The sequence below is a fragment of the Dialister sp. genome (assembly GCF_051885895.1).
Lineage (GTDB): Bacteria > Bacillota > Negativicutes > Veillonellales > Dialisteraceae > Dialister.
In genome coordinates this window covers 14,890-37,787 of the sequence record NZ_JBJEXP010000113.1, presented here as the reverse complement: position 1 = coordinate 37,787, position 22,898 = coordinate 14,890, and the positions used below count along the sequence as shown (strand labels likewise).

Sequence of the window (22,898 nt, the reverse complement as noted above, 5' to 3'; positions counted from 1 at the left end):
TTCTTTACTGCCGCTTCCTGCCGGGCAATGTAGCCTTCATACTTCACGGTGATTTCCATTTCCTCCACGGCTTCCGGATCGAAAACCGGGCATCCCAGGGCATCCACCATTTTCTGGTAGGTCATTTCAGGACGTTTCAGGATTTTATCGGCTCCCATGCCTGTCGTAAGAGGCGCAGAGCCGATGCTTTCCAGTGCCCGGTTGACTTCCGCCTTCGGCGTGAAGCGTTTGGTGCGGATATACTGCATGGCTTCTTCAAATTTTCTCTTCCGCTCCAGGAAATGCTGGTACCTTTCCTCCGTTACCAGACCGATGTCATAGCCCTTCTGGGTGAGCCGGAGATCCGCATTGTCCTGGCGGAGAATGAGCCTGTATTCGCTGCGGCTGGTCATCATGCGGTAGGGTTCATTGGTTCCCTTGGTCACCAGATCATCAATGAGAGCTCCCGTATAAGCTTCATGCCGTCCAAGGATGAAAGGATCCTTCCCCTGAATTTTAAGAGCCGCATTAATTCCTGCCATCAGCCCCTGTGCCGCCGCTTCTTCATAGCCGGATGTCCCGTTGGACTGGCCGGCGGAATAAAGGCCCGGCAGCTTCTTGACTTCCAGTGTCGGATACAGCTGCAGAGGATCCAGCAGGTCGTATTCAATCGCATAGGCAGGACGCATAACCTTCACATCTTCCAGTCCCGGAATGGTACGAAGGAACGCATACTGTACATCAATGGGCATGGAAGTCGACATGCCCTGTACATACATTTCATTGGTGTCCAGCCCCTCCGGTTCAATAAAGAGCTGGTGCCGTTTCTTATCCGGGAACCGCACCACCTTATCTTCAATAGAAGGGCAGTAGCGGGCACCTACCCCGTGAATCAGTCCGGCATACTTGGGCGCCCGCATCAGGTTGTCCCGAATGATCTTATGGGTAGTTTCATTGGTATAGGTAAGCCAGCAGTTCCGCTGGTTCCGGTCTGCCCGTTCATCCATAAAGGAAAAGGCATGGTTTTCCGGATCCCCTTCTTCCAGCTGCATGCGGTCCAGATGAAGGCTTCTGATATCCACGCGGCTGGGGGTCCCTGTCTTGAAACGGAGAATATCCAGTCCATGCTTCTTCAGATTTTCCGACAGTCCCACCGAGGGGCGCATACCATTAGGACCGCCGGAATACATGGTCTCGCCTATAATGATTTCGCTGTCCAGATAGGTCCCTGTACAGAGAATGACTGCTTTGGCCCTGTATTCTTCGTGGAGTTCCGTAGTAATTCCCACGCATTTTCCGTCCTCCACAATAATATCCATGACCTGCACCTGTTTCAGGTCCAGATTTTCCGTATTTTCTACCACCTGCTTCATATAGCGGTGGTAAGCATTTTTATCGGACTGGGCGCGGAGCGCATACACGGCCGGCCCTTTTCCCAGATTCAGCATGCGCATCTGAATGGCTGTTTTATCGGCAGCAATTCCCATTTCCCCGCCCAGTGCATCAATTTCCTTGACCAAGTGGCTCTTGCCCGGACCGCCGATGGCCGGATTGCAGGGCATCATAGCCACATTTTCCAGGGAAATGGTGGTAAGGAGTGTCTTACATCCCAGACGGGCGGCAGCCAGGGCTGCCTCGCAGCCTGCATGGCCCGCTCCTACCACGATGACATCATACGTATCAATAAGATACATGTTTTCCTTCTTTCTTCAACGAAAGAAGCAGCACCCCGGCTGCTTCTTTTTTAATTCATAATAAACCCATACTATTATATAAAATATAAGACCGGTTTAAAAGGGGAAATTCCGGTGAAAACACCGGCCGCTTCATGTGATTCAGTGTGAACAGGCAGTCCACTATTTCCCTACACAGAACCGTTCGAAAATCTGATTGATCAATTCATTATCCACCGTTTCCCCTGTAATTTCGCCCATGCGGTTCCATGCTTCCACCAGATCCACAGTAATGCAGTCGGCAGGCATGCTGTTCCGGAGAGATTCCTGGGCACGATGTACCGCCTCCAGTGCTTTTTTCACCAGATCCACATGGCGGAGATTGGTCAGGAAAAGTTCTCTGCCTGCGTCCCGGTCCTGGTGTTCCGTAAGACGGCGCAGTGCCTCTTCCAGTTCATCCATACCGCTTCCGTAGCGGGCGGAGATGGATACAATCGGCACACTGCCCGTCAGGTTCCTGATTTCTTCTTCGTCCGCTTCCTGGGGCAGATCGTACTTATTCAGAATGACCATGGCCTTTCTGCCTTTCAGGGAAGAAAGGAGCTCCCTGTCTTCTTTTTCCAGAGGGCAGGAGCCGTCAATCACCGCCAGGATAAGATCCGCCTGTTCCATGGATTTTTTGGCCCGCTCGATTCCGATCCGCTCCACCTTGTTATCGGTTTCGCGGAGGCCTGCCGTATCCATGAGCACCAGGGGAACGCCTCCGATTTTAATAGATTCCTCGATGGTATCTCTGGTGGTCCCCGGAATATCGGTGACAATTGCCCGGTCCTCCTGGAGAAGGGCATTCAGGAGACTGGACTTTCCTGCATTCGGCCGTCCCACAATGGCCGTGCGGAGACCGTCTTTGATGATGCGTCCTTCTTCCGACCGTTTCAGAAGAGCGGAGAGGCTCTTTTCAATGTCGGAAAGTCCCCGTCCGATTTCCTCATTGGTCAGATCCTCCAGATCTTCTTCCGGATAATCAATGGTGACTTCCAGCTTGGTAATCAGATCGGTGAGTTCATCCCGCCCTTCTTTGACAAATCGGGAAAGCGCACCGGAAAGATGGCTCTCCGCCTGGGACAGGGCTGCGGATCCCTTGGCTTCGATAATATCCATCACCGCTTCTGCCTGAGAGAGATCCAGCCTTCCATTGAGAAATGCCCTTTTCGTGAATTCGCCCCGGCTTGCAGGTACCGCCCCGCTTTCCAGCGTCAGTTCCAGTGTTTCCCGGAGGGCTTCCATGGATCCATGGATCTGGATTTCTATGACATCTTCCCCTGTATAGGAATGAGGTGCCTTCATATAGACTGCCAGCCCTTCATCCACCTTTCGGCCGTCTTTTTCCACATGACCGAAATACATGCGGTAGGGCTCGGCTTCATGGAACGAATGGATTTTTTTCGCATGGAACAGGGCATCCGCCACATCTACAGCATTCATCCCACTGATACGGATAATGCCTATGCCCCCTTCTCCGGGAGGAGTGGCTATGGCAGCAATGGTTGTTTCTTCGTACATTTCATACTCCTTAGAGAAAATAGATTGAAATTTATATATCTATTGTAACAGACACAGGCAATTTTTTCACGGCGGAAAGGACCTCATGCAGCCCATAAGAAAAGCCGGGAAGATTTTCTTCCCGGCTTGATGGAAAATACTTATTTCAGTACCTGGCGAAGCATCCAGATTTCTTTGTAGAAGCTTTCGATATAGTCGTCCATAAGGGCAGAGGTGAGGTAGTCACCGGTTTCATCAGCCTCTTTCTTGACTGCCAGCACATCATCCCTGAGCAGCTGGAAATCTTTCAGCACAGAGGCATAGGCTTCTTCAGAAGTCACTTCATTGTTTTCCGCTTCTTTCACATCGCTGATGGAGAGGAATCCCTTCATGGTGGATTCCGGTTTCAGGGAAAGTTTCAGCATATCTTCTGCGGTCCCGTCTACCATGCCTGCAATCATGTCATAGTAGCTTTCCAGCTTCGGATGATCATCGAAGAAATGATATCCCTTCAGGTACCAGTGATAGCTCTGCAGTTTGTGGTATTCCACCACCAGGTCAGCCAGTAATTTGTTCAGTAATGTTTCCATAATTGTTCCTCCTTTATCAACTTTTGATTGAATGGTTTTACTTAGAAACCATATCTATTTATCTCGATTTCTGATATAATTATATCGTCAGAAATGAAATAAAAATAGCAAAATTATCTTTAGTTTTATAACGATCGTATAATTCGAGGTGTGTTATGGAAAAGCCCTATGTCCTTGTCCCCGGTACACCGGCAGCGGCCGGTGCCAGAATGAAAACGTTTTATGCCAGTGAAGAAAAAGGATCTTCCTCTATCTGCACCATGACCCACTGGCATGAGGAGGCAGAATGCATTACTGTCCTTTGCGGCTCCCTGGATTTTCAGGTGAATGAATCAGTCATTACCCTTCACGAAAAGGATACCCTGCTGGTGCTTCCCGGTACAATCCACAGGAATATAACCGAACCGGAAGGAACTTCCATCATCCGCATCCTTGTCAATCAAACCCTTTTGACTTCCGATCCCGATATCCGGACCCGATTCATCCACCCCCTTCTGGAAAACCGGCTGTCTGATTATCTGTATGTACCGGCCGGCAGTGAAGGAGCCGATAGACTGCAGTTTCTCATCAGAGATATCGAAAAGACAGAAAGAGAAGCTTCTCCCTACAGCCGTCTGAAAGTCATTGCTCTGCTTCATTTCCTGCTGTATGATTTCTGCCTTCTCTTCCCGCCGGAAAGAAAATCCGCTTCCCTGCCTTCTCCCTCCGACAGGGCTGTGCAGAAGGATATGGTGGAATATATAAAAAGAAATTATGCAGACAAAATCACACTGGATGATATTGCTTCCGCCGGAAAGGTCTCCCGCAGCAAGTGCTGTTCTCTATTCAAAATATATATGGGCTCCTCCCCCATAGACTATGTGAATGAATACCGGCTGGGCGTGAGCCGTACCCTTCTGGAATACCAGGACACTCCCATTGCGGACATCGCCTTTGCCTGCGGATTTACCAGTCAGAGCTATTTTTCCAAGCTTTTCAGCCGCAGCTTTCATATGACACCGAAGGAATTTCGTGCTTCCCGCCGTACAGGCTGATACAGACCATCAAAAAAGCACCGGTTAAACCGGTGCTTTTTCTGATCCTGTCAGGATTTTTTCAAACCGCCATGGAGTTTCATCTTACGGGCACGGCATGCAGGACATTCGCCGTCTCCGCCGCCGCAGCAGCTCTGCCCGCCCAGAGTAACCCGATAAATGTGACGGCAGGCAAATACGAAAAGAATCGCAATGACAGCTACTACCACATAGGTACCAATACTCACGGATATCCCTTCCTTTCCAGAATAAAAACTTTGAAAAAAGATTCAAAAGGTTCAGAGGAGATGCCTCACAGCACCTCCCATCCTGAACTCTTTACGCTTTGGCTCCAGCGCCTTCTACATTTTCCTCCTTCACCCTGGGGGCAGGACGGAAAATGAAGTACAAGCCGATAAGGCAGAGCGCAATAGCCAGCACCTGGGCAATACCGAAGGCAAATCCATAGAACAGCCATCCGCCCAGATTATAGGCAATAAATGCGAGGGAATAGCCCAGCATGACCTGGAAGCCGATGGCCAGGGCTGCCCATTTCCTGTCTCCCATTTCACGGGCAATGGTAGCCATAGCTACAATGCAGGGCGGGTCAAACAGGTTGAGAATCATATAGGAGAAAGCGGCAATTGGAGTAAACATACCGGCAATACCGGCCATAACAGCTTCATCTTCCGCATCTTTGGCCACACCATTCAGTACTGCCAGGGTGCCGATGGCATCTTCCTTTGCCATTTCAGCGGAAATGACTGCCACGGCGCCTTTCCAGTCGCCCAGTCCCAGAGGAGCGAAGATCCAGGAAATCATATGGCCAAAGCCTGCCAGCATGGAGTCTTCGATATCATCCACCATATCCATGGTGATGTTGAAGGAGGAGAAGAACCAGATAATTACGCATACGGAGAAAATGATGGTACCGGCTTTGATAATAAATCCTCTGGCTCTTTCCCACATATGAATGAGCACGCCCTTCATGGACGGCACATGGTAAGCAGGAAGTTCCATGACGAAGGGAGCCGGATCTCCGGCGAATATGGCGGTCTTCTTCAGTGCAATGCCTGCCAGTACAATAACGGCAATGCCGAGGAAATACATGGACGGTGCCATCAGTACGGAATCAGGGAAGAAAGTGGATGTAATCATGGCAATAATGACTGCTTTAGCCGAGCAGGGGATAAAGGTGCAGAGCATGATGGTCATGCGGCGGTCCCTTGTATCCTCAATCGTTCTGGTAGCCATGACTGCCGGAACACCGCAGCCGCTGCCCACCAGAATCGGAATGAAAGACTTGCCGGAAAGACCGAACTTCCGGAAAATCCGATCCATGATGAAAGCCACGCGGGCCATGTAGCCCGAGTCTTCCAGCAGAGAGAGGAAGAAGAAAATACTTAAAATCTGAGGAACGAAGCCAAGCACCGTGCCTACGCCGCCGATAATGCCGTCAACCAGAAGACTTTCCAGCCAGTCCGGTGCTTCAATGGCATCCAGCATATCCGATGCCGCATCGGTAACCATGCCTCCGAAGAAATCATCATTCACCCAGTCTGTTACCGGTCCGCCGATAATGGAGCAGGAAATGAAGTACACCGCAGTCATAATGATGAAGAAAATAGGAAGGGCCAGAATACGGTTGGTCACCACCCGGTCGATCTTATCCGAAACGGTCATGGTATGGGCTGCTGTCTTCCGTTTCAGTACGGAATTAATAATTTTTGCAATATAGGCATAGCGCTGGTTAATAATAATGGATTCGGAGTCATCATCCAGTTCATCTTCGCAGTCCTTGATATGACCTTCCAGATGGCTCATAATCTTGGGATCCAGCTGAAGAGCTGCCGTGGCATCTTCATCCCGTTCAAAAACCTTGATGGCATACCAGCGGAGGAACCTTTCCTCCACCTTCGGTGCAATGGTTTCTTCAATATGGGCAATGGCGTGTTCCACACTTCCCGTAAAGACGGAAGGAAGGCGAACCCGCTGTTTGGCTTTTGCCGCTTCCACTGCCTTTTCTGCCGCTTCCATGCAGCCTTTTCCCTGGAGTGCGGAGATTTCAACCACTTCGCAGCCCAGTTCCTCGCCCATTTTCTTTACATCAATGGTGTCTCCGTTCTTTTTCACCAGATCCATCATGTTGACGGCCATCACCACCGGAAGACCGATTTCAATGAGCTGGGTAGAAAGATACAGGTTTCTTTCCAGATTCGTACCATCAATAATATTCAGAATAGCGTCCGGCTGTTCATTCACCAGATAATTTCTTGCCACCTTTTCTTCCATGGTATAGGGAGAAAGAGAATAAATACCGGGGAGATCCTGGATGATGACATCCTTGTGCTTTTTCAGAAGGCCATCCTTTTTCTCCACCGTCACACCTGGCCAGTTGCCCACATACTGGGAGCTGCCGGTCAGTTCATTAAATAAAGTCGTTTTTCCGCAATTCGGGTTGCCTGCAAGGGCAATTCTGATAGACATTCCTGCTGCTCCTTTCAATCATATACTTTTGCATTTCCGGAAATAAAGCTCTGAAACTCTGTTGAAAGCCCTAAGCCCTTTCCTCCCGTCCATTTCAAACTGTCTTTTCAGCCGGGCAAAGAAAGATTACTGTTCCACTTCAATGGCTTCTGCTTCGTTCTTGCGAATGGAAAGTTCATAGCCTCTGACGGTCAGCTCCACCGGGTCTCCCAAAGGAGCGACCTTCCGGACAAATACATCCACTCCCTTGGTAATGCCCATATCCATAATGCGGCGGCGAAGCGGTCCTTCTCCGTGAATCCGCTTGACCTTAACCGTAGAACCTACCGGTACTTCTTTCAATGTTTTCATGCCTGCTGTTCCTTTCCTTCTTTCTCAGAAAAATATTTTTTGAGCCATGGAACGATCCAGTGCCACACGGCTTCCTTTCACCTGAACGATCAGGTTTCCTGCCATGTGGCTGACAATCAGAACCGGCGAATCTACCACAAATCCCAGTTCCGCCAGATGCTGCCGCACATCATCTCTGCCTGTAATACGGCGGATCGTGACAGTATCGCCTTCCTGTGCAAAGACAAGAGGCATCATGTGCTTCACCCCGTTTCCATGAATCATTTGATAATCACTTTCGTTATCACAGTCCTATCATAAGCTTCCCATAATCGATTAGTCAATATACCAAAATATTTTTATATGGTATACCATTATAAAATATTTAAATGCACTTTGTATGGTTAGGCCTTTGTTAATTATAATATTTATTAAAATTTAAATGCGAACCATTAAATTTAATAAATTAGATATTGAAAAATATTCTTTAGGCCTATTTCCTGACTGAGGACGCTTCACTGCGCTGCTGCGGAAGAAGAGGGAAGCAGAAGATCCATGGAGTTTTGATTTTCTCAAAATCATCCGCCCTCATTTCTCCATCCATGCCATAAAAAAAGACAGCCCCTTCCGGCTGCTGTCTTTTAAAGAATTTATTTTTTTATGATTTTGCGGGCAAAAATTTCCGCATCCAGAAGATCCTTCTGATCCGGATGGTCTCTGTGGAAGAAAAGAAATTTTCCATGGCAGTGAAAGGTTCTGGTGTCCATGGGAATGCCCTGTTTCTCCAGAAGCTTTCTCACTTCCTCATCACTGTTTCCCCCGCCCAGCATGGCTGTGCTGAAAAAAACCGCCTTGCCCACGCGGGAGGAAGAAAGACTTTCAATAAATGATTTCACATGACCGTCAATATGGCCTTTATAAATGCCGCTTCCGATAAAGAGAACATCTACTTTCCCTTCCAGCGGCTTATCTGTAGTTTCCGCCCTTTCTCTCACTTCCCGGGCAATGGCCCTGGCTGTCTTTTCTGTAGAGCCGCCCCGGCTGTAATAACGAACTGCGATTTTCATAGTATCCCTTCTTTTATTTCTTTATTCTTCTGTAAATACAGAAATCATGGGGAATATCCCCCTGTCCTTCTGTCTTCTCCACCAGCTGCCACTGCCGGCTGTCAAATGCGGGAAACCGGGCGTCCCCTTCATAGGATTTCCTGATTTCCGTCATATAAAGGGTATCCGCATAGGGGAGCATTTCACGGTACATATGCTCTCCGCCAATGACAAAGCACTCTTCCTCCGGCAGGGCCTCCAGCAGATCCTTCACGCTGTGAAAGAGGAGAACCCCTTCCGGCGCCCTGTAGTCCCTGTTTCCGGTGAGCACATAATGCGTCCTGCCGGGAAGCACACGGGGAAGACTTTCGAAGGTCTTCCGTCCCATAATGATGGGGTGGCCCATGGTCAAAGCTTTGAACCGCTTCAGATCATCCGAAAGGTGCCAGATGAGGGTATTGTGATTTCCAATTACTCCGTTTTCCGCCCGGGCGGCAATCATGGAAAGTTTCATACGGACACCTCCATGGCTATCTTTTCATGATGCCTGTAATTTTCAAGCACAATATCTTCCGGCTGGAAGTCATAGAAGTTATGAATATCCGGATTCAGCACCAGTTTCGGTGCATCATAGGCATCAGGCAGCCGAAGGAGCTGCTTCTTCAATGCTTCCACGTGGTTTTCATAAATATGGGCGTTATTGATGACGTGGGTAAAAAGACCGGGGCGAAGGCCGCTCACCTGGGCAATCATGCAGATAAGGGCCGCATACTGAGCCATATTAAAAGGCACACCCAGACCCATGTCCCCGCTCCGCTGCACCAGCATGCAGTTCAGCCTGCCGTCTTCCGATACATCCCACATGGTAAGGAAAGCGCAGGGATAAAGAGCCATATCCGGAAGATCTCCGGCATTCCAGAGATCCACCACCATGCGGCGGCTCTGGGGATCTTCCTTCAGTGTCTTCAGCAGGGTATCCACCTGGTGATACTTGGCCAGCTGGTAGCCGTAAGCTTTTCCGATGGTACCGTCTTCCCTCATCCATTCATCCCAGATATGGCAGTTCCACTTCTGCAGGAGGCGGACATCATTCGACTGTTTCTGCCAGATCCAGAGGATTTCTTTGACCGCCGTCTTAAAGGCTACGAATTTCGTGGTTAAAATAGGAAATTCCTTTTCCAGATCAAACTGCATCATCTGATGAGGGAGCTTGTAGGCAGGCATGCCTGTCCGGTTCTGCCCCAGTTTCCCCTGTTCCAGGATGTTTTTTACAATTCCAAGGTATTCTTTGTCTGCCAGACTCATAATTTCTCCTTTGTATCAATGAATGCTGAACCGCAGCTGCGCCGCTGCACCTCTAACTGCAGGTGTCTCACATGCTGCGAACGTATATCTGCCATACTGTGTATGACTTCTGTCCCTATTATATATGTTCTTTCCCTGTGATTTTCCTGTAATTGGCAATGGCTTTTCTGAATTCTTCCGCTTCCCTTACAGGAAGACTTTTCAATACTTCCGTATCTCCGGAAGAAAGACGGTGCAGGCTGTCAGCAGGAAAGAACTGCTCCTCATCCTGTCCTTCTTTTCCTGCCAGGCGGTCCCTTACCTTCTTCAAGAAAAGGAAATAGGCGCTTCGAGTAATGCTACCTGCATCTTCTGCCGCAGGCATCGGAAGACTTTCCTGCAGAAGTTTCAGGAAAGGCAGTCCGTAGGCTGAAGCTTTTTTGACGCCGATGCCCCGGATCCGCTTCAGCTCTTCCATGGTGACAGGACGCTGAAGAGCCATGGAAGAAAGAATTTCATCAGAAAAGATGGATTTTGGCGCTTTGTGCTCTTCCCGGGCAAGACGCTGCCGCAGCTCCTTCAATCTGTCCAGAAGTCCGCTTTCTCTTTCTCCTTCTTCTTCCGTTTCCTCTTCCTGTTCTTCTCCTGCCCCGTCATCCCGCAGCACCTCCAGAAAACGGGAGCCGTACTTTTCCAGCTTGAAAGCCCCTACGCCGTGCACCTTTCCCATGTCTTCCAGACTCCGTGGCCGGAGCACCGCCATGTCCTCCAGGGTTGCATCAGAAAATACGACGAAAGGCGGTACCTGCTCTTCTCTGGCAATGACAGTCCTGATCTTTCTCAGTCGTTCAAACAGTCCGCCCTGCCGTACAGGATTTCGTTCCATTTTCCTTTCCACCGCTGCGTCGGCCATCACATCTTCGGCGCCGAAGGCCAGTCCATACACCTCTGCCTTCCCTGCCAGCACCTGCAGCGCGCGGTCAGTCAGTTTCAGTACGGCATAGGGTTCTCCTTCCCGCCGCAGATAACCGTCGGCAATCAGATTGTTCAGTGCACTTTTGATATGCTTTGCTTTTTCAAAGGAAAGTTTTCCATAAGTCGGTATCTGATCCAGTTTTCTGTCCATGATGACCCGGGAATGACTGCCATGCAGTACGTCGGCAATAACAGCCGCGCCAAAGCGTTCATGGAGGAATTGAATTGTTCTGAAAACCAGGGATGCCGTATCGGTTACATCGACCTTTCCTTTTCCGCTTTCACAGTTTCCGCAGTGTCCGCAGGGCTCCTTCACCTTTTCTCCGAAGTAGGCAAGGATAAAATTTCTGAGGCAGGATGTGGTCTGGCAATAATCCACCATGGCATTCAAACGGTGATAATCCATTTTCCGCTGGTCCTCATCCTGATTTCCCTGTTCGATAAGGTAGCGCTGGATTCTGGCATCCTGTCCGCTGTAAAGAAGGATGCACTCCGACTTGGCGCCGTCTCTTCCTGCCCGCCCTGCTTCCTGATAATAGGCTTCCAGGCTTTTCGGCATCTGATAATGAATGACATAGCGCACGTTGCTTTTATCAATTCCCATGCCGAACGCATTCGTTGCCACCATGACCACTACATTATCAAAGGAAAAATCTTCCTGTGCTTTTCTGCGCTCCTCATCATCCATACCGGCATGATAGCGGCCCACGCTTATGCCCCGCCGGCGAAGCAGGTCATACACCGCATCCACCGCTTTCCTGGTGGCGCAGTAAATAATGCCGCTTTCCTTTTTATGGCTTTTCACATACCGGAGCACGAAATCCTCCTTCACCGTTCCCTGGATGACACGGAAGGAAAGATTGGGTCTGTCCAGTCCTGTACGAAATACCCTGGCATTTTCCAGGCCCAGGCTCCGTTTCATATCTGCCTCTACCACCGGCGTAGCAGTGGCGGTAAAGGCGGTTACCACCGGCCGATGGGGAAGAGACCGGATGAAATCACTGATTTTTCTGTAGGATGGACGGAAATCATGTCCCCACTGCGACACGCAGTGGGCTTCATCGATAACGATCATGGACAAAGGCACCTGGGCCAGACACCGGGTAAAATAAGAAGGTTCCAGCTTTTCCGGCGCCATATACAGGAGCTTGATTCTCCCCCGATACAGATTTCTGAGTCTTTCAATCGATTCCTCATAGGGAATGGTACTGTTCACAAAAGATGCGGGAATTCCCTGCTCCGTCAGCGATTCCACCTGGTCTTTCATGAGAGAAATCAGAGGAGATATGATCACCGTCCCATAAGGAAAAAGAAGAGCCGGAATCTGGAAGCAGATAGACTTTCCCGCCCCGGTAGGCATAATCGCCATCACATCTTCTCCATGCAGAATGGCATCGATTACTTCCCGCTGCCGGGGACGAAAAGCATCATAGCCGAAATAACGCTTCAGCACATCGGAAGGTCCCATGATTTCCTCCTCTCCTTAAGTATATGTATCTTTATAATTATATCATATGACAGAGTCAGCGGGTGGCCGCACCGGTCTCTATACCCACGGCTGGCAGTGCAGTAAAAAAGACTCCCCGGATGGGGAGTCTTTTGTGCAATTACGGATCAGTCTTTTCTTCTGATCACTACATAACGATGCGGTGCTTCGCCTTCACTTTCGGTGGTTACTGCCCCATCGTCCTGCAGCGCCAGATGAATAATGCGCCGTTCACCGGCAGCCATGGGTTCCAGCTTTACCGGTTCTCCGGTGCGTTTCACCTTGCCTGCCAGCCTTCTGGCCAGAGCTTCCAGGGTGTCTTTGCGCCGTTCTCTGTAGTTTTCCACATCAAGCAGGACAAAATAATGATGGTGGTAGGATTTCCCGGCAGCCAGATTGGTGAGATACTGGAGCGCATCCAGGGTCTGTCCATGCTTGCCGATCAGAATTCCGAGCCCTTCACCATGCAGGTTGAGGAGAATCCGTTCTTCGTTCATCATGCATTCCATGGTGACATCCAGGTGCATGCCCTGGAAAACGGAGGAAAGGAATTTCTTCGCTTCTTCCGCTGTCCGGTTCTGTTCTTCCTGGCTGAAGACAAATTCTTCTCTGCCTTTTTTCTCTGTTTCTCCCGTTTTTTCTTCAGCAGGAGCTTCTTTGGCTTCTTCTGTTTTTTCCGCGGGAACTTCTTCAGCGGGAGCAGCGGATGCTTCTTCAGCAGGCGCCGCTTCGGCAGGAGCCTCTTCCACAGGAGCTTTTTCAGCAGGGTCTTCCGCTTTCGGTGCTTCTTCCGCAGGTGTTTCTTCCTGTTTCGGTACTTCTTCATCAGGAGCAGAAATATCTACCACTGCCATCTTTTTGTGGATGAGTCCGAAAAGACCGCTGGATGGCTGTTCTACTACATGAACGACAGCTTCCTCGCGGCTGATGCCAAGCTGCTTTAAGCCTTCTGCTACGGCGGCATCAATGGTTTTTGCGGTGATTCTCACTGTTTTCATTTTGTTTCTCCACCCTCCCCGGAATCTTTGGACTCTTTTGTATCGGAAGGCGCTGCTTTTGCAGCTTCTTCCTTTGCAGGAGTTTCTGCAGCAGGTGACTTTTCTTCTGCTTTTACATTTTCCTTTTCAGCAGAGGAGGAATCTTTTTCTGCAGAGGCTTCTTTGTTTTCTTCGCTGTGCGCTTCTGCACCATTGTCTTTTTTCTTGACAACCTTTTTAATGACTCTCTTGCGAATCACTTTCTTCTTTTTGGTTTCTTTCATATGTTCCTGCTGTACATCGCCATGCACAGTCACTACTCCTTTTTTAGGAGCAGATCCCTTGAACCGGTCTACCATTTCTTCGCGGAACATAATGGTCTGCTGCACCAGCTGATACAGGTTTACCACAATCCAGTAAATGACAAGGCCGCTGGGGAAATTCAGGGACATCCATCCAATCATGAGAGGCATAACCAGAAGCATGGTCTTTTGGTTCCCCGGTGCATCCTTCGGCGTGGTCTGCCAGGAAATCACAAAGGTAGAAGCGGCAGAGAGAATCGGCAGGATATAGGTGCTGTCCGGTACTGCCAGGCTTTCCAGCCAGAGGAAACTTTCATGGGCCGGATCATAGGGAAATCCCTGAAGGGCATAGTAAATGGAAACCAGGAACGGCATTTGGATCAGAAGAGGCAGGCAGCCGGACATGGGGTTGGCTCCATGTTCCTTATAAAGCTTGCTCATTTCTTCCCGAAGCTTTTTCGGGTCATTTTTGTACTTCTTCTGGATCTGCTGCATCAGCGGCTGGATTTCCTGCATAGCCTTCATGGACTTGATCTGTTTTACGGCCAGCGGAAGCAGGGCTGTCTTGATGATAATGGTCAAAACGATGATGGCAATTCCGTAGCTGGGGAACCCCAGATCATCGGTCAGTTTGTAGGCATATTCCAGGCAGATACGCATGATATCCGCAAGGAAACCTACCAAGTTGCTCAGAAGCGGAATCTGAAAATCACTCATTATTACTCCTTATACGGTCTTCATTTCAACCGTGCAACACCGGTTTTCTGCATTTCAAAAGCCGGTCGAGTTTCAGGAACAGGCGGAATATCCGCCTTTCAACAGATGTTATGGAAATGGAAAAGGATGCCGGAAAAGTGCAGGATATGGGAATATCCTGCCCCAAACCGTTTCCCTGAGGAAACTTTCATTTCTTTTTTGCCGTGATGCTTCCGGGAAGCAGGGCTTCACCGGTACAAAAAAAGCAGCCACATCACGGCAACGGATCATAACCGCCTTTACAAAAAGGATTGCAGCGGATAATCCGTTTAACTGCGAGCCAGCTGCCTTTCAGGGCACCGTATTTTTCTATCGCCTGCAGCGCATACTCACTGCAGGTAGGTGTAAACCGGCAGCAGGGAGGCTTTAGTGGAGAAATGAACATCCTGTAAAAGCGAATCAACGCAAGCAGTACAGTTTTCATATCACTACTCCAGAATCCCGGCCTTTCGCCATAATGCCAGTATCGCTTTTTCCGCTTCCTGATAAGTCGCGCCCGTCAGAAACGGACTGGCCAGCAGGATAGCCTCATAGTGAGAAGAAAGTTCATGCCTATGAAGGCGGTAAACCTCCTTCATCAGTCTCTTAGCCCGGTTGCGGGCAAAGGCATGACCGATTTTCTTCGTGGCCACAAAGCCGATCCGGACTTCGCTCCGTCTGGATTTAACCAGATACAGAAGCCCCGCCCGGTTGCTGAAACGTTTACCCTGGCGATAAATTCTTCGGTAATCCCTATTCTGTCGTATACGGGAAGAGCGGGGAAGACTGAAATCCGCCTTTCCCTTCTCATCTAGATTAGGCACTTAATACCTTTCTGCCCTTTGCTCTTCTTCTCTTCAGAACAATACGGCCTGCTTTTGTCTTCATACGAGCGCGGAAACCGTGAGTCTGTTTTCTCCAGTGGTTATTCGGCTGGAATGTCATTTTTGCCATGAGTCAACACCTCCTTACATGCTGGCAGTGCCATTTTTCGCACACCATAACAGAATAATTATATACAAGTCGGTGGTGCCTGTCAATGAAATTTCCTTGACAAAAATAGGATAAGGCCGAATGACACTGCGGTACTCATCTGTATTCCCGGAAAAAGGCAGAAGGTTCAGAGGGCGGTGGTATCGCTTCTTCAGAGCGATAAAGCATATAGGCGCCGTACCCCGCATACTTTTTTGCTTTCTGAGCCGAAGGCCCGCACCCATCCGGGAGGCGTCAAACGGTCCCGGATGGAATCCTGCCACCCTCATGCCCGTAAAGGCATATCAGCCTTCGGGAATACAGATCAGCACCATTACCAGTGGCGCCTTAATCCCCCTTCGTCTTCCACAGCAGCATGGCGCTTCCCAGAACAATGACCGCTCCGCCTGTCCAGGAGAAAACGGTGAGCTCTTCTCCCCACAGAAGCCAGCCTGCCAGAATATGAAACAGAAGGCCTGTGTACATGGCAAAGGTAACAATAACCGGCGGTATATGGGTGCATCCCCAGGTCAGGGATACCTGGGCAAAGAGGGCGGAGAAAGAAAGAAGCAGTATCCATATCCAGTCTCCGCCGGAAGGAAGCACCATGTGGCCCAGCATGAGGGCAGCCCCGCCTATCATGGAATAGAATTGGAAATAAAAAACAATTTCCGCTCCGGAATGCCCGCCTTTTTCCGTTAATCGGCCGATGCAGGTATAGGCGGAGGCGCTGCAGAAGGACGAAACCACCCCCAGCAGCGCATAGCCGTTGAAGGCATCAAAATTCCACACCTGCAGCACGATGGCGGCACCGGCGGCAATCACTGCCAGCCAGGGCGCCACATGGGCGGAAGGTGTGGTTTTTAAAAAAACAGGAGACAGGATGCACATGAAGAAGGCGGAAAGCTGCACCAGGATTTCCGCATCTCCCAAAGTCAGTCCCGGCAGACTGTAGAAAAAGAGAAGAATGCCCAGTCCGCCGAAAATGCCCCGCAGATGAAGCAGTTTCCTGTCTTTCCCCGAGAAAACGGGCTTCCTTTCCTGCCATGCAATGAGAGGAATAAAAAGAAGCCCCGCCAGCCCGCGGATGAAGGTAATTTCCCCCATTCCCAAAGGAGCCAGCATTTTGGCACTCACATCCATGGCAGTAAATAAAAAAGCCGCCAGTATGGAAGCCGAAATGCCCAGTGTCATTTGTCCTTTCATGTATATCCTGTCTTTCCTGCATAATGTCTCAAATCGGTGTTTGTCTGCATCCCTGAAGATTGACCGCCTCTGCAGGGCTGAGCCAGCTGCGGGCTTTCGGTCCGGGGAGTTATGAAATACGCGGTGCCTATCCCGCATGAAACAGGCAAGTCAGGCAAAGAAGGCCTCCAGCCTGTCCAGCAGGAGGCCTTCCTTCCGATCGCCCGCCCCTTAGGCGGCTCCTTCCCGCCAGCTGGCCTGTACTGCCGTCTCTCACAAAGTGCCATGCACCAGAATTCTTCTTCATTTAAGCAGCAGACTGATGGAAAGCCAGAGAAGCGCTGATGGAATCATTATCTGCTTGTATCGCAGCAAAGCCGCATCAGCCTTCGGGAATACAGCCGCTCAACGCCAGTGTCACCGGTGCCTCATACCTCCTGCGCCTTTTCTGCCATTTCCAGCGCCCAGGCAGCTGCGTTTTTAAAATCCTCTTCATTGGGATGCTTTTCTGCCTCTTCCAGTCTCTTCAGTCTTTCCGGTGTCATGGGATGAACTTTTTCCGCATGGGCGCTCCGTTTTCCTATATGGAACGAATGCACCCTGCCCTGGCAGATAAACGTGCCAAGGCAGGTACTGTCCTCTGGCAGCAGAGCTGCCGCATTGGCCAGATAATCCCGGGCTGCCTGAGAATCGGGATAAGTACCTGCAGTGCCAAAAACAGCCACCTTTTGTCCATGCAGTTTTTCCAAAGTTCTTCGAGCCGCCATATCCGCTCCCCGCCGGAATCCCCAGAAGCCTACAAAGATCAAATCATAGCCGGAAATATCTTTTTCCCTGCCTTCTTCCACCATATCCTTTTCTCCGGGAAGAGCGTCATACACAGCCTGTGCCACCGCTTTTGTATTTCCTGTACGGGATGACCATAATACCAATGATTTCATAGCAGTTCCTCCTCTGCCTGCAAAACCGAACGCCTGCCCCTTCTTTTCAGACCGGGCAGGCTGTTCCGGGAAAACGCTGATTCATACAAAAGATGAAATCGGCATTTCCCCTTTTTAATTTCCCTTCTGTTATCATAAAGGCTTGAGCTGCAGGTGTCAAAGGCCCTGTTACGTTCACGTTCATTTGGGCGGGTCTCCTTCTCCTTTTTCCTCTTTCCCCTCCAGCCAGAATCCCTTCTGCAGTGCCTTTCTGCCGAACCGTGCCTGAATTTCGTCCATAGCTGCTGCCGCCCGATTTCTTTTATCCCGGTTTTCCGAGAAAAGGGACTCCATGGAAAGAGGCGGCCCCAGATGGGAGGCTGTAACCCCAATGAGACGGATGCCCTCATGAACAGGAATTTTCTGAAGGAGCGATACCGCATACCGGTATATTTCCTCCTGCAGACTCGTTCCTTCTTCAAAGGAAATGGATCGTGTGACCGTGCGGAAAGATGCAAACCGGATTTTCAGCGTAACCGTCCGTGCCGTCAGTCCGTGTTTTCTGAGTCTCTGAGCTACAATGTCGCTGTGGACCGCAATTTCCCTGTCAATCCGGTGAGGGTCGAAAAGATCATTTTCATAGGTAGATTCATCGCCAATGGATTTGATTTCCCGTCCTGATTCCACAGGCCGGTCATCAAGACCAAAGGAAAGCCGTTTCAGAAGAGCTCCCTGATTTCCCAAAAGAGCAGCCAGCTCCTCTGCCGGAGCATCCTGAATGTCGCCAATCACCCTATACCCTGCCTGGATCAGCCGGCTTTCCATGACCTTCCCCACGCCCCACAGCCTCCGGACCGGAAGCGGACGCAGGATTTCTTTCTCCTTTCCGTAGGGAATGATGCGGAGACCATCCGGTTTATCCATGTCACTGGCCATCTTGGCCAGAAATTTATTGGGTGCAATGCCTACAGAAGCTACCAGCTCCGTCTTGTCCAGAATCTCCTTTTTGATTGCCCTGCCGATGGCACCAAGGGTGGGATACTGGCTGCCCATGCCGGATATGTCCAGAAAGGCCTCATCCAGGGAAATGGGCTCATAGGCATCTGCATAATGAAGCATGATTTCGTGAATCCTGTCAGACGTTTCTTTATAGGCTTCAAAATGAGGCTCCACAAAAATACCGGAAGGGCAGAGTTCCCTGGCTCTGGAAACCGGCATAGCGGAATGAACTCCGAACTTTCTGGCTTCATAGGAAGCAGTAGCCACTACGCCCCGGCGGCTCCTTCCCCCTACGATGACCGGTTTTCCTTTCAGCTCCGGATGGTCCCTCTGCTCTACCGACGCAAAAAAAGCATCCATATCCACGTGCATGATCCACCGTCTCATCATTCTCCTCCTTTCTTTTCCCATCATAAGGAAGAAACAAAAATTCGTCAAGAAAGGGGCTGATTCTATTTCCGGATACAGCTCCTGTCTTCAGGGCAGCAGAGAAAAATGGACTCTTCGCCCGGTGCCCATTATAATAGGAAGGGACAGGGCAGGCTCCGGCCTGTCCGTCTCTCACTGGATAAAAATGGCAAGACTGCAGAATTCCTGTTTGTAAAGAGGTGCTTTATATGGTTAATGAAGAAAGAATGAGAAAAACATTTACCGACCTGGTTAAAATCTATGCGCCCAGCAAGGGAGAGCGTGACGTCTGTGACTATTTGAAAAAACAGCTGAAGCTTCTGGGAGCCTCCCGCATCGTAGAAGATAATAACGGCTCCATTGAAGGCGGCAATGCGGGGAACCTGATTGCCACCTTCAACGGAAATGCGGAAGGTCTTCCTTCCATTGCCCTCACCGGTCATATGGACTGTGTGGAATGCTGCCGGAACATCGAACCGGTACTGAAAGATGGCGTTTTCCGCTCCAAAGGAAATACCATCCTCGGCGGCGATGACAAAGCCGGCGTAACTGCCATTCTGGAAGGACTTCACCTGATGAAAGAAAATTACATTCCCCATGGAAAGATTACTGTCATCTTTACCGTGCAGGAAGAAATCGGACTTTTCGGTTCCAGGAACATAGAAGAGCAGTATATAAAGGATATTGATTTCGGCTATACACTGGATGCCGACGGCCCTGCAGGCTCCGTTTTCAATGCGGGACCTTCCGAATACACCCTGGACTTCATCTGCCACGGCGTTGCTTCCCATGCAGGCATGTGCCCGGAAAAAGGGACCAGCGCCATTGCCATGGCAGGACGGGGAATTGCCGCCTGCCCCAACGGACGCATTGATGAAGAAACCACCTGCAACCTGGGAACCATTGAAGGCGGCACCGCTGTCAATATCGTCCCCGACTACTGTGTTGTTCATGGAGAAGCCAGAAGCCGCAGCAGCGAAAAGCTGGTAAAATTAACTGCCGACATGGAAAAAGCCTTTCAGAAGGCAGCGGAAAAATTCCCTGAAGGCTCTCTGGAAATCAAAAAGGAAAAAGCCTATGATGCTTTCACCGTAAAAGAAACAGATCCGGCTCTTCGCCTGTTCAAAAATGCCTGTGACGCCGCAGGCTTTACCATGAAAGTAGCTCCCAGCGGCGGCGGCAGCGACGCCAACTGGTTCGGATCCAAGGGATTTCCTGCTGTCCTTGTGGGCGTAGGCATGGCAGACTACCATACCAATAAGGAAAACCTGAAAGAAAAGGATCTTTATGATGCCGGTGAACTGGTATACCGGATCATAGAAGCAGAAAGCCACTTCGGCCATTCATTCTAAGCCGCGGAATCCGCATAAAAAAGCCGCCCCTGTAAGGGACGGCTTTTTATGATCCGCATCAATTGCCAAATTCGTCTTTTCCTACCTGCTGGGGCTGGACTTTTACGTATTTAATCTGTTCGCATACGCATTTATCCTTCATTTTGTACAATTCCGGGATGAATTCCATAATCTTATTGAAGGTATCATCATTAATGGAATACTTTGTCCACAGACCTTCTCTTCTGGCGTTGACCACCTTGGCCTCGATCAGAATCTTCATATGATAGGACAGAGTGGACTGGGACAAAGTGAAATTGGACAGAATGTCACAGGCGGACATTTCCCTGCAGGACAGCATATCCACCACGCGGAGACGCGTTTCGTCAGAAAGTGCCTTGAAAATGGTGGCAAATTCCTTGTAACTCGGTTGGAAATCCATGGTAAACCCCTTTTCTAAATAGATCTTTTATTATATGCAAAACGATAGATCAAATATGCCTTGATTCCCTCTAACAGCCCGCTCCAGGGCTAATCGACACATTTAAATCTATTTTTGTATATTCTATAATACATCCCCCTTTTTGTCAAACCGATTTTCTTGATTCAAAATATTTTTCGTCCTCTATTTTCCAAAATTCCTTGTACGCACGAAATGAACAGGAAGGAAAAGCCATGGAAAAGACCGGCTTTTCCAGATTGCGCCAATGTGAAAAGGCCTGCCGCAGGCAGGCCTTTTCAGGTGGATTGTATAAAGTGGTAAGCCCTCTCGGAAGCATGTACCCATTACATACCGGCAAGCATGAAATAACGGACTTCAATGTAAATGCTTGTCACAATCAGGGACATAATCATCAGCGGGAAGCACCATTTCATAAAGGTACCGAAGGAAATATTATGTCCTTCCTTCGCTGCAATAGCTACCATGATGACGTTCGGCGAAGCACCGATCATCGTGCCGTTGCCGCCGAAGCATGCACCGGTTGCCAATGCCCACCACATATAGTCTGCATGGGGAAGGTTCATGAGAGACTGCATATCCTTAATCAGAGGAATCATTGTGGCAGTGAAGGGGATATTATCAATGAAGGCAGATGCGATACCGGAAAGCCAGAGAATCATGTAGGTAATGAGATGGTTGTTGCCGTTTGCCAGAGCCACGCCCCAGGAAGCAATGGCTGTAATGACGCCGGCATTTTCCATACCGCCTACCAGGATAAAGAGGCCCATGAAGAAGAACAGCGTATCCAGATCGACTTCCTTCATAGCTTCTTCCGGATTGATATGGCAGGCCAGCATAGCCACCACGCCGCCGGTCATGGCAATGGTTGCAGACTGCAGACCGAAGCGGGAATGAAGCACAAAGCCTACAATGGTCAGGCCAAGAACGATCAGGGACCGTTTGAAAATCATCTTGTCTTCTACCGCCGACATGACATCAATGGCATCAATCTGTTCCTTTGGCAGATGACCATGGGGAAGTTCTTTCCGGAAGATGAAAAGAATGCCAATCAGAGTTGCTATAATCGTGATGACAACTACCGGAGCCAGGTTGATCAGGAAGTCATTGAAATCCAGATGAGTTGCAGAACCGATCATTACGTTCGGCGGGTTGCCGATCATCAGAGCTGTGCCGCCTACGTTGCACATCAGGATTTCAGAAACAAGCACCGGTACCGGAGAAATCTTCAGCATACGGCAGAGGGAAATGGTCATAGGTGCAATCAGAAGGGCTGCGGTTACGGAATCGATCAGGGAAGCGCCTACTGCCGTCACGCAGGACAGAAGCACCAGCAGCTCTCTTGGTGATCCTTTGGACTTTTTCATAGCCCATAAAGCCAGCACCCGGAAGAATCCGGATTTCTTCACCACAGAAATCAGAATCATCATGCCTGCCAGAAGACCAAGGGTATTCCAGTCAATGTATTTTCCGAACGCTTCAGACTGTGTTACATACCCGCAGTAAATCATTGCGCCGCCGCCGACCAATGCGCAGATGGTTCTCGGGAACTTTTCAGACATGATTCCCACATAAGTGAGACAGAAGATGATGACGGCTAGGTAGAATTGAAATGTAGTCATGAAATACCTGAACTCCTCTCACTGCCCTGAAAAGGGTCGTAGATTTTCATTGGGAATGAGGGACCGCGTTCCTCCGGACCCTTCCTTTTCCGGAAATGCGGAATGTGTAATCACGACGTCCCCGATGAAGAAACACCACATCGCTTGATAGTTTTATTCTAACACAATGCATGGAAGAAATAAATAATACATAGCGCAGAAGATGAAAAATAATATATAAAATTTAATTCATGATTATCATAAATCATTTTTATTACTTATATGTCTATGTATGTATGGGCATAAAAAAGGAGTTCTGCCGCTTCCTTATAAAGAGGTATTGCGGTATTGACTTCATAAAAAATCCGTCCACCCCACACCTGAAATTCTGCAGAAAAAGTTGACAGGTTTGAAATTTGACAGATCTTCGGGCCGGAATGATGGCGCTGCCCTTTTATAAAGATCAGTTAAGAACCAATACAATAAAAAAAATCTGCAGCTCTGTGTCTGCAGATTTCATTTATTTGGCAGGGGTAGGTGGAGTCGGACCACCGATAACGGAGTCAAAGTCCGTTGCCTTACCGCTTGGCGATACCCCCATAT

24 protein-coding genes and 1 tRNA gene are annotated in these 22,898 nt (G+C 49.5%); 2 read left to right on the top strand and 23 right to left on the bottom strand.

The window, feature by feature from the left end; translation table 11 throughout:
• The 3 genes from mnmG to ACI4N7_RS09655 all read right to left on the bottom strand — a co-directional run.
• Positions 1-1,673: tRNA uridine-5-carboxymethylaminomethyl(34) synthesis enzyme MnmG (gene mnmG, locus ACI4N7_RS09665; RefSeq protein ID WP_439733152.1), on the bottom strand; the 1,673-nt coding region annotated here is incomplete at its 3' end.
• A 162-nt stretch (positions 1,674-1,835) separates the two neighbouring features.
• On the bottom strand, positions 1,836-3,215 hold the full coding sequence (mnmE, locus tag ACI4N7_RS09660; RefSeq protein WP_439733151.1) for a tRNA uridine-5-carboxymethylaminomethyl(34) synthesis GTPase MnmE: 1,380 nt from the start codon (positions 3,213-3,215) through the stop codon (positions 1,836-1,838).
• A gap of 140 nt (positions 3,216-3,355) precedes the next feature.
• On the bottom strand, positions 3,356-3,784 hold the full coding sequence (locus ACI4N7_RS09655; protein ID WP_439733150.1) for a Dps family protein: 429 nt from the start codon (positions 3,782-3,784) through the stop codon (positions 3,356-3,358).
• A 155-nt stretch (positions 3,785-3,939) separates the two neighbouring features.
• On the opposite strand from ACI4N7_RS09655, the gene ACI4N7_RS09650 reads away from it, so the two are divergent.
• Positions 3,940-4,818 (top strand): AraC family transcriptional regulator, encoded by an 879-nt coding sequence (locus ACI4N7_RS09650; protein ID WP_439733149.1) that lies wholly within the window; start codon positions 3,940-3,942, stop codon positions 4,816-4,818.
• A gap of 50 nt (positions 4,819-4,868) precedes the next feature.
• Here the strand turns inward: ACI4N7_RS09650 and ACI4N7_RS09645 are convergent, their stop codons facing one another.
• The 17 genes from ACI4N7_RS09645 to ACI4N7_RS09565 all read right to left on the bottom strand — a co-directional run bounded on the left by ACI4N7_RS09645 (position 4,869) and on the right by ACI4N7_RS09565 (position 18,882).
• Positions 4,869-5,045 carry a hypothetical protein gene (locus ACI4N7_RS09645; protein WP_439733148.1) on the bottom strand — a complete coding sequence of 59 codons (177 nt, stop codon included), beginning with the start codon at positions 5,043-5,045 and terminating at the stop codon, positions 4,869-4,871.
• Positions 5,046-5,136: 91 nt separating this feature from the next.
• Positions 5,137-7,284, bottom strand: a complete 2,148-nt coding sequence (gene feoB, locus ACI4N7_RS09640; protein ID WP_439733147.1) for a ferrous iron transport protein B — start codon at positions 7,282-7,284, stop codon at positions 5,137-5,139.
• A 126-nt stretch (positions 7,285-7,410) separates the two neighbouring features.
• The gene (locus tag ACI4N7_RS09635; protein WP_439733146.1) at positions 7,411-7,635 is read right to left on the bottom strand and encodes a FeoA family protein; all 225 of its coding nucleotides are present in this window, start codon (positions 7,633-7,635) and stop codon (positions 7,411-7,413) included.
• A gap of 24 nt (positions 7,636-7,659) precedes the next feature.
• Positions 7,660-7,899, bottom strand: a complete 240-nt coding sequence (locus ACI4N7_RS09630; protein ID WP_439733145.1) for a FeoA family protein — start codon at positions 7,897-7,899, stop codon at positions 7,660-7,662.
• 365 nt (positions 7,900-8,264) lie between these two features.
• Positions 8,265-8,681 carry a flavodoxin domain-containing protein gene (locus tag ACI4N7_RS09625; protein WP_439733144.1) on the bottom strand — a complete coding sequence of 139 codons (417 nt, stop codon included), beginning with the start codon at positions 8,679-8,681 and terminating at the stop codon, positions 8,265-8,267.
• A 13-nt stretch (positions 8,682-8,694) separates the two neighbouring features.
• Positions 8,695-9,174, bottom strand: a complete 480-nt coding sequence (locus tag ACI4N7_RS09620; RefSeq protein WP_439733143.1) for a dihydrofolate reductase — start codon at positions 9,172-9,174, stop codon at positions 8,695-8,697.
• The gene (locus tag ACI4N7_RS09615; protein ID WP_439733142.1) at positions 9,171-9,965 is read right to left on the bottom strand and encodes a thymidylate synthase; all 795 of its coding nucleotides are present in this window, start codon (positions 9,963-9,965) and stop codon (positions 9,171-9,173) included. Before ACI4N7_RS09615 ends, ACI4N7_RS09620 begins: the two co-directional genes overlap by 4 nt.
• A gap of 118 nt (positions 9,966-10,083) precedes the next feature.
• The gene (recQ, locus tag ACI4N7_RS09610; protein ID WP_439733141.1) at positions 10,084-12,387 is read right to left on the bottom strand and encodes a DNA helicase RecQ; all 2,304 of its coding nucleotides are present in this window, start codon (positions 12,385-12,387) and stop codon (positions 10,084-10,086) included.
• Between the two features lie 146 nt (positions 12,388-12,533).
• A complete protein-coding gene (gene jag / locus ACI4N7_RS09605; protein ID WP_439733140.1) occupies positions 12,534-13,403 on the bottom strand; it encodes an RNA-binding cell elongation regulator Jag/EloR in 870 nt (289 codons plus the stop codon).
• Positions 13,400-14,401: a YidC/Oxa1 family membrane protein insertase gene (locus tag ACI4N7_RS09600; RefSeq protein WP_439733139.1), complete on the bottom strand. Its 1,002-nt coding sequence runs from the start codon at positions 14,399-14,401 to the stop codon at positions 13,400-13,402. Before ACI4N7_RS09600 ends, jag begins: the two co-directional genes overlap by 4 nt.
• Positions 14,402-14,654: 253 nt before the next feature.
• On the bottom strand, positions 14,655-14,864 hold the full coding sequence (gene yidD, locus ACI4N7_RS09595) for a membrane protein insertion efficiency factor YidD (protein WP_439733138.1): 210 nt from the start codon (positions 14,862-14,864) through the stop codon (positions 14,655-14,657).
• Between the two features lie 4 nt (positions 14,865-14,868).
• The gene (rnpA, locus tag ACI4N7_RS09590; RefSeq protein ID WP_439733137.1) at positions 14,869-15,243 is read right to left on the bottom strand and encodes a ribonuclease P protein component; all 375 of its coding nucleotides are present in this window, start codon (positions 15,241-15,243) and stop codon (positions 14,869-14,871) included.
• Entirely contained in the window at positions 15,236-15,373 is a 138-nt protein-coding gene (rpmH, locus tag ACI4N7_RS09585) for a 50S ribosomal protein L34 (protein WP_008860520.1), read from the bottom strand. The genes rnpA and rpmH overlap by 8 nt, the downstream gene beginning before the upstream one ends.
• A 366-nt stretch (positions 15,374-15,739) precedes the next feature.
• The gene (locus ACI4N7_RS09580) at positions 15,740-16,597 is read right to left on the bottom strand and encodes a DMT family transporter (protein WP_439733136.1); all 858 of its coding nucleotides are present in this window, start codon (positions 16,595-16,597) and stop codon (positions 15,740-15,742) included.
• A gap of 407 nt (positions 16,598-17,004) precedes the next feature.
• Positions 17,005-17,517 carry a flavodoxin family protein gene (locus ACI4N7_RS09575; protein ID WP_439733135.1) on the bottom strand — a complete coding sequence of 171 codons (513 nt, stop codon included), beginning with the start codon at positions 17,515-17,517 and terminating at the stop codon, positions 17,005-17,007.
• Between the two features lie 46 nt (positions 17,518-17,563).
• The gene (locus ACI4N7_RS09570) at positions 17,564-17,701 is read right to left on the bottom strand and encodes a hypothetical protein (protein WP_439733134.1); all 138 of its coding nucleotides are present in this window, start codon (positions 17,699-17,701) and stop codon (positions 17,564-17,566) included.
• Positions 17,698-18,882 carry a DNA polymerase IV gene (locus tag ACI4N7_RS09565; RefSeq protein WP_439733133.1) on the bottom strand — a complete coding sequence of 395 codons (1,185 nt, stop codon included), beginning with the start codon at positions 18,880-18,882 and terminating at the stop codon, positions 17,698-17,700. Before ACI4N7_RS09565 ends, ACI4N7_RS09570 begins: the two co-directional genes overlap by 4 nt.
• A gap of 248 nt (positions 18,883-19,130) precedes the next feature.
• On the opposite strand from ACI4N7_RS09565, the gene ACI4N7_RS09560 reads away from it, so the two are divergent.
• A complete protein-coding gene (locus ACI4N7_RS09560) occupies positions 19,131-20,255 on the top strand; it encodes a M20/M25/M40 family metallo-hydrolase (protein ID WP_439733132.1) in 1,125 nt (374 codons plus the stop codon).
• 58 nt (positions 20,256-20,313) lie between these two features.
• Here ACI4N7_RS09560 and ACI4N7_RS09555 read toward each other — a convergent pair whose 3' ends face one another.
• The 3 genes from ACI4N7_RS09555 to ACI4N7_RS09545 all read right to left on the bottom strand — a co-directional run bounded on the left by ACI4N7_RS09555 (position 20,314) and on the right by ACI4N7_RS09545 (position 22,894).
• Positions 20,314-20,676 carry an ArsR/SmtB family transcription factor gene (locus ACI4N7_RS09555; protein ID WP_439733131.1) on the bottom strand — a complete coding sequence of 121 codons (363 nt, stop codon included), beginning with the start codon at positions 20,674-20,676 and terminating at the stop codon, positions 20,314-20,316.
• Positions 20,677-21,020: 344 nt separating this feature from the next.
• Complete coding sequence (locus ACI4N7_RS09550; protein ID WP_439733130.1) at positions 21,021-22,316, bottom strand: SLC13 family permease; 1,296 nt, start codon at positions 22,314-22,316, stop codon at positions 21,021-21,023.
• A gap of 504 nt (positions 22,317-22,820) precedes the next feature.
• Positions 22,821-22,894, bottom strand: a tRNA-Gln gene (locus ACI4N7_RS09545).
• Positions 22,895-22,898: the final 4 nt, after the last annotated feature.

Coding starts and splice junctions, on each gene's coding strand:
- mnmE (WP_439733151.1), bottom strand. CDS start 3,215: ATGTACGAAGAAACAACCATTGCTGCCATAGCCACTCCTCCCGGAGAA.
- ACI4N7_RS09655 (WP_439733150.1), bottom strand. CDS start 3,784: ATGGAAACATTACTGAACAAATTACTGGCTGACCTGGTGGTGGAATAC.
- ACI4N7_RS09650 (WP_439733149.1), top strand. CDS start 3,940: ATGGAAAAGCCCTATGTCCTTGTCCCCGGTACACCGGCAGCGGCCGGT.
- feoB (WP_439733147.1), bottom strand. CDS start 7,284: ATGTCTATCAGAATTGCCCTTGCAGGCAACCCGAATTGCGGAAAAACG.
- ACI4N7_RS09635 (WP_439733146.1), bottom strand. CDS start 7,635: ATGAAAACATTGAAAGAAGTACCGGTAGGTTCTACGGTTAAGGTCAAG.
- ACI4N7_RS09630 (WP_439733145.1), bottom strand. CDS start 7,899: ATGATTCATGGAAACGGGGTGAAGCACATGATGCCTCTTGTCTTTGCA.
- ACI4N7_RS09625 (WP_439733144.1), bottom strand. CDS start 8,681: ATGAAAATCGCAGTTCGTTATTACAGCCGGGGCGGCTCTACAGAAAAG.
- ACI4N7_RS09620 (WP_439733143.1), bottom strand. CDS start 9,174: ATGAAACTTTCCATGATTGCCGCCCGGGCGGAAAACGGAGTAATTGGA.
- ACI4N7_RS09615 (WP_439733142.1), bottom strand. CDS start 9,965: ATGAGTCTGGCAGACAAAGAATACCTTGGAATTGTAAAAAACATCCTG.
- recQ (WP_439733141.1), bottom strand. CDS start 12,387: ATGGGACCTTCCGATGTGCTGAAGCGTTATTTCGGCTATGATGCTTTT.
- jag (WP_439733140.1), bottom strand. CDS start 13,403: ATGAAAACAGTGAGAATCACCGCAAAAACCATTGATGCCGCCGTAGCA.
- ACI4N7_RS09600 (WP_439733139.1), bottom strand. CDS start 14,401: ATGAGTGATTTTCAGATTCCGCTTCTGAGCAACTTGGTAGGTTTCCTT.
- yidD (WP_439733138.1), bottom strand. CDS start 14,864: ATGAAAACTGTACTGCTTGCGTTGATTCGCTTTTACAGGATGTTCATT.
- rpmH (WP_008860520.1), bottom strand. CDS start 15,373: ATGGCAAAAATGACATTCCAGCCGAATAACCACTGGAGAAAACAGACT.
- ACI4N7_RS09580 (WP_439733136.1), bottom strand. CDS start 16,597: ATGAAAGGACAAATGACACTGGGCATTTCGGCTTCCATACTGGCGGCT.
- ACI4N7_RS09575 (WP_439733135.1), bottom strand. CDS start 17,517: ATGAAATCATTGGTATTATGGTCATCCCGTACAGGAAATACAAAAGCG.
- ACI4N7_RS09570 (WP_439733134.1), bottom strand. CDS start 17,701: ATGAACGTGAACGTAACAGGGCCTTTGACACCTGCAGCTCAAGCCTTT.
- ACI4N7_RS09565 (WP_439733133.1), bottom strand. CDS start 18,882: ATGAGACGGTGGATCATGCACGTGGATATGGATGCTTTTTTTGCGTCG.
- ACI4N7_RS09560 (WP_439733132.1), top strand. CDS start 19,131: ATGAGAAAAACATTTACCGACCTGGTTAAAATCTATGCGCCCAGCAAG.
- ACI4N7_RS09555 (WP_439733131.1), bottom strand. CDS start 20,676: ATGGATTTCCAACCGAGTTACAAGGAATTTGCCACCATTTTCAAGGCA.
- ACI4N7_RS09550 (WP_439733130.1), bottom strand. CDS start 22,316: ATGACTACATTTCAATTCTACCTAGCCGTCATCATCTTCTGTCTCACT.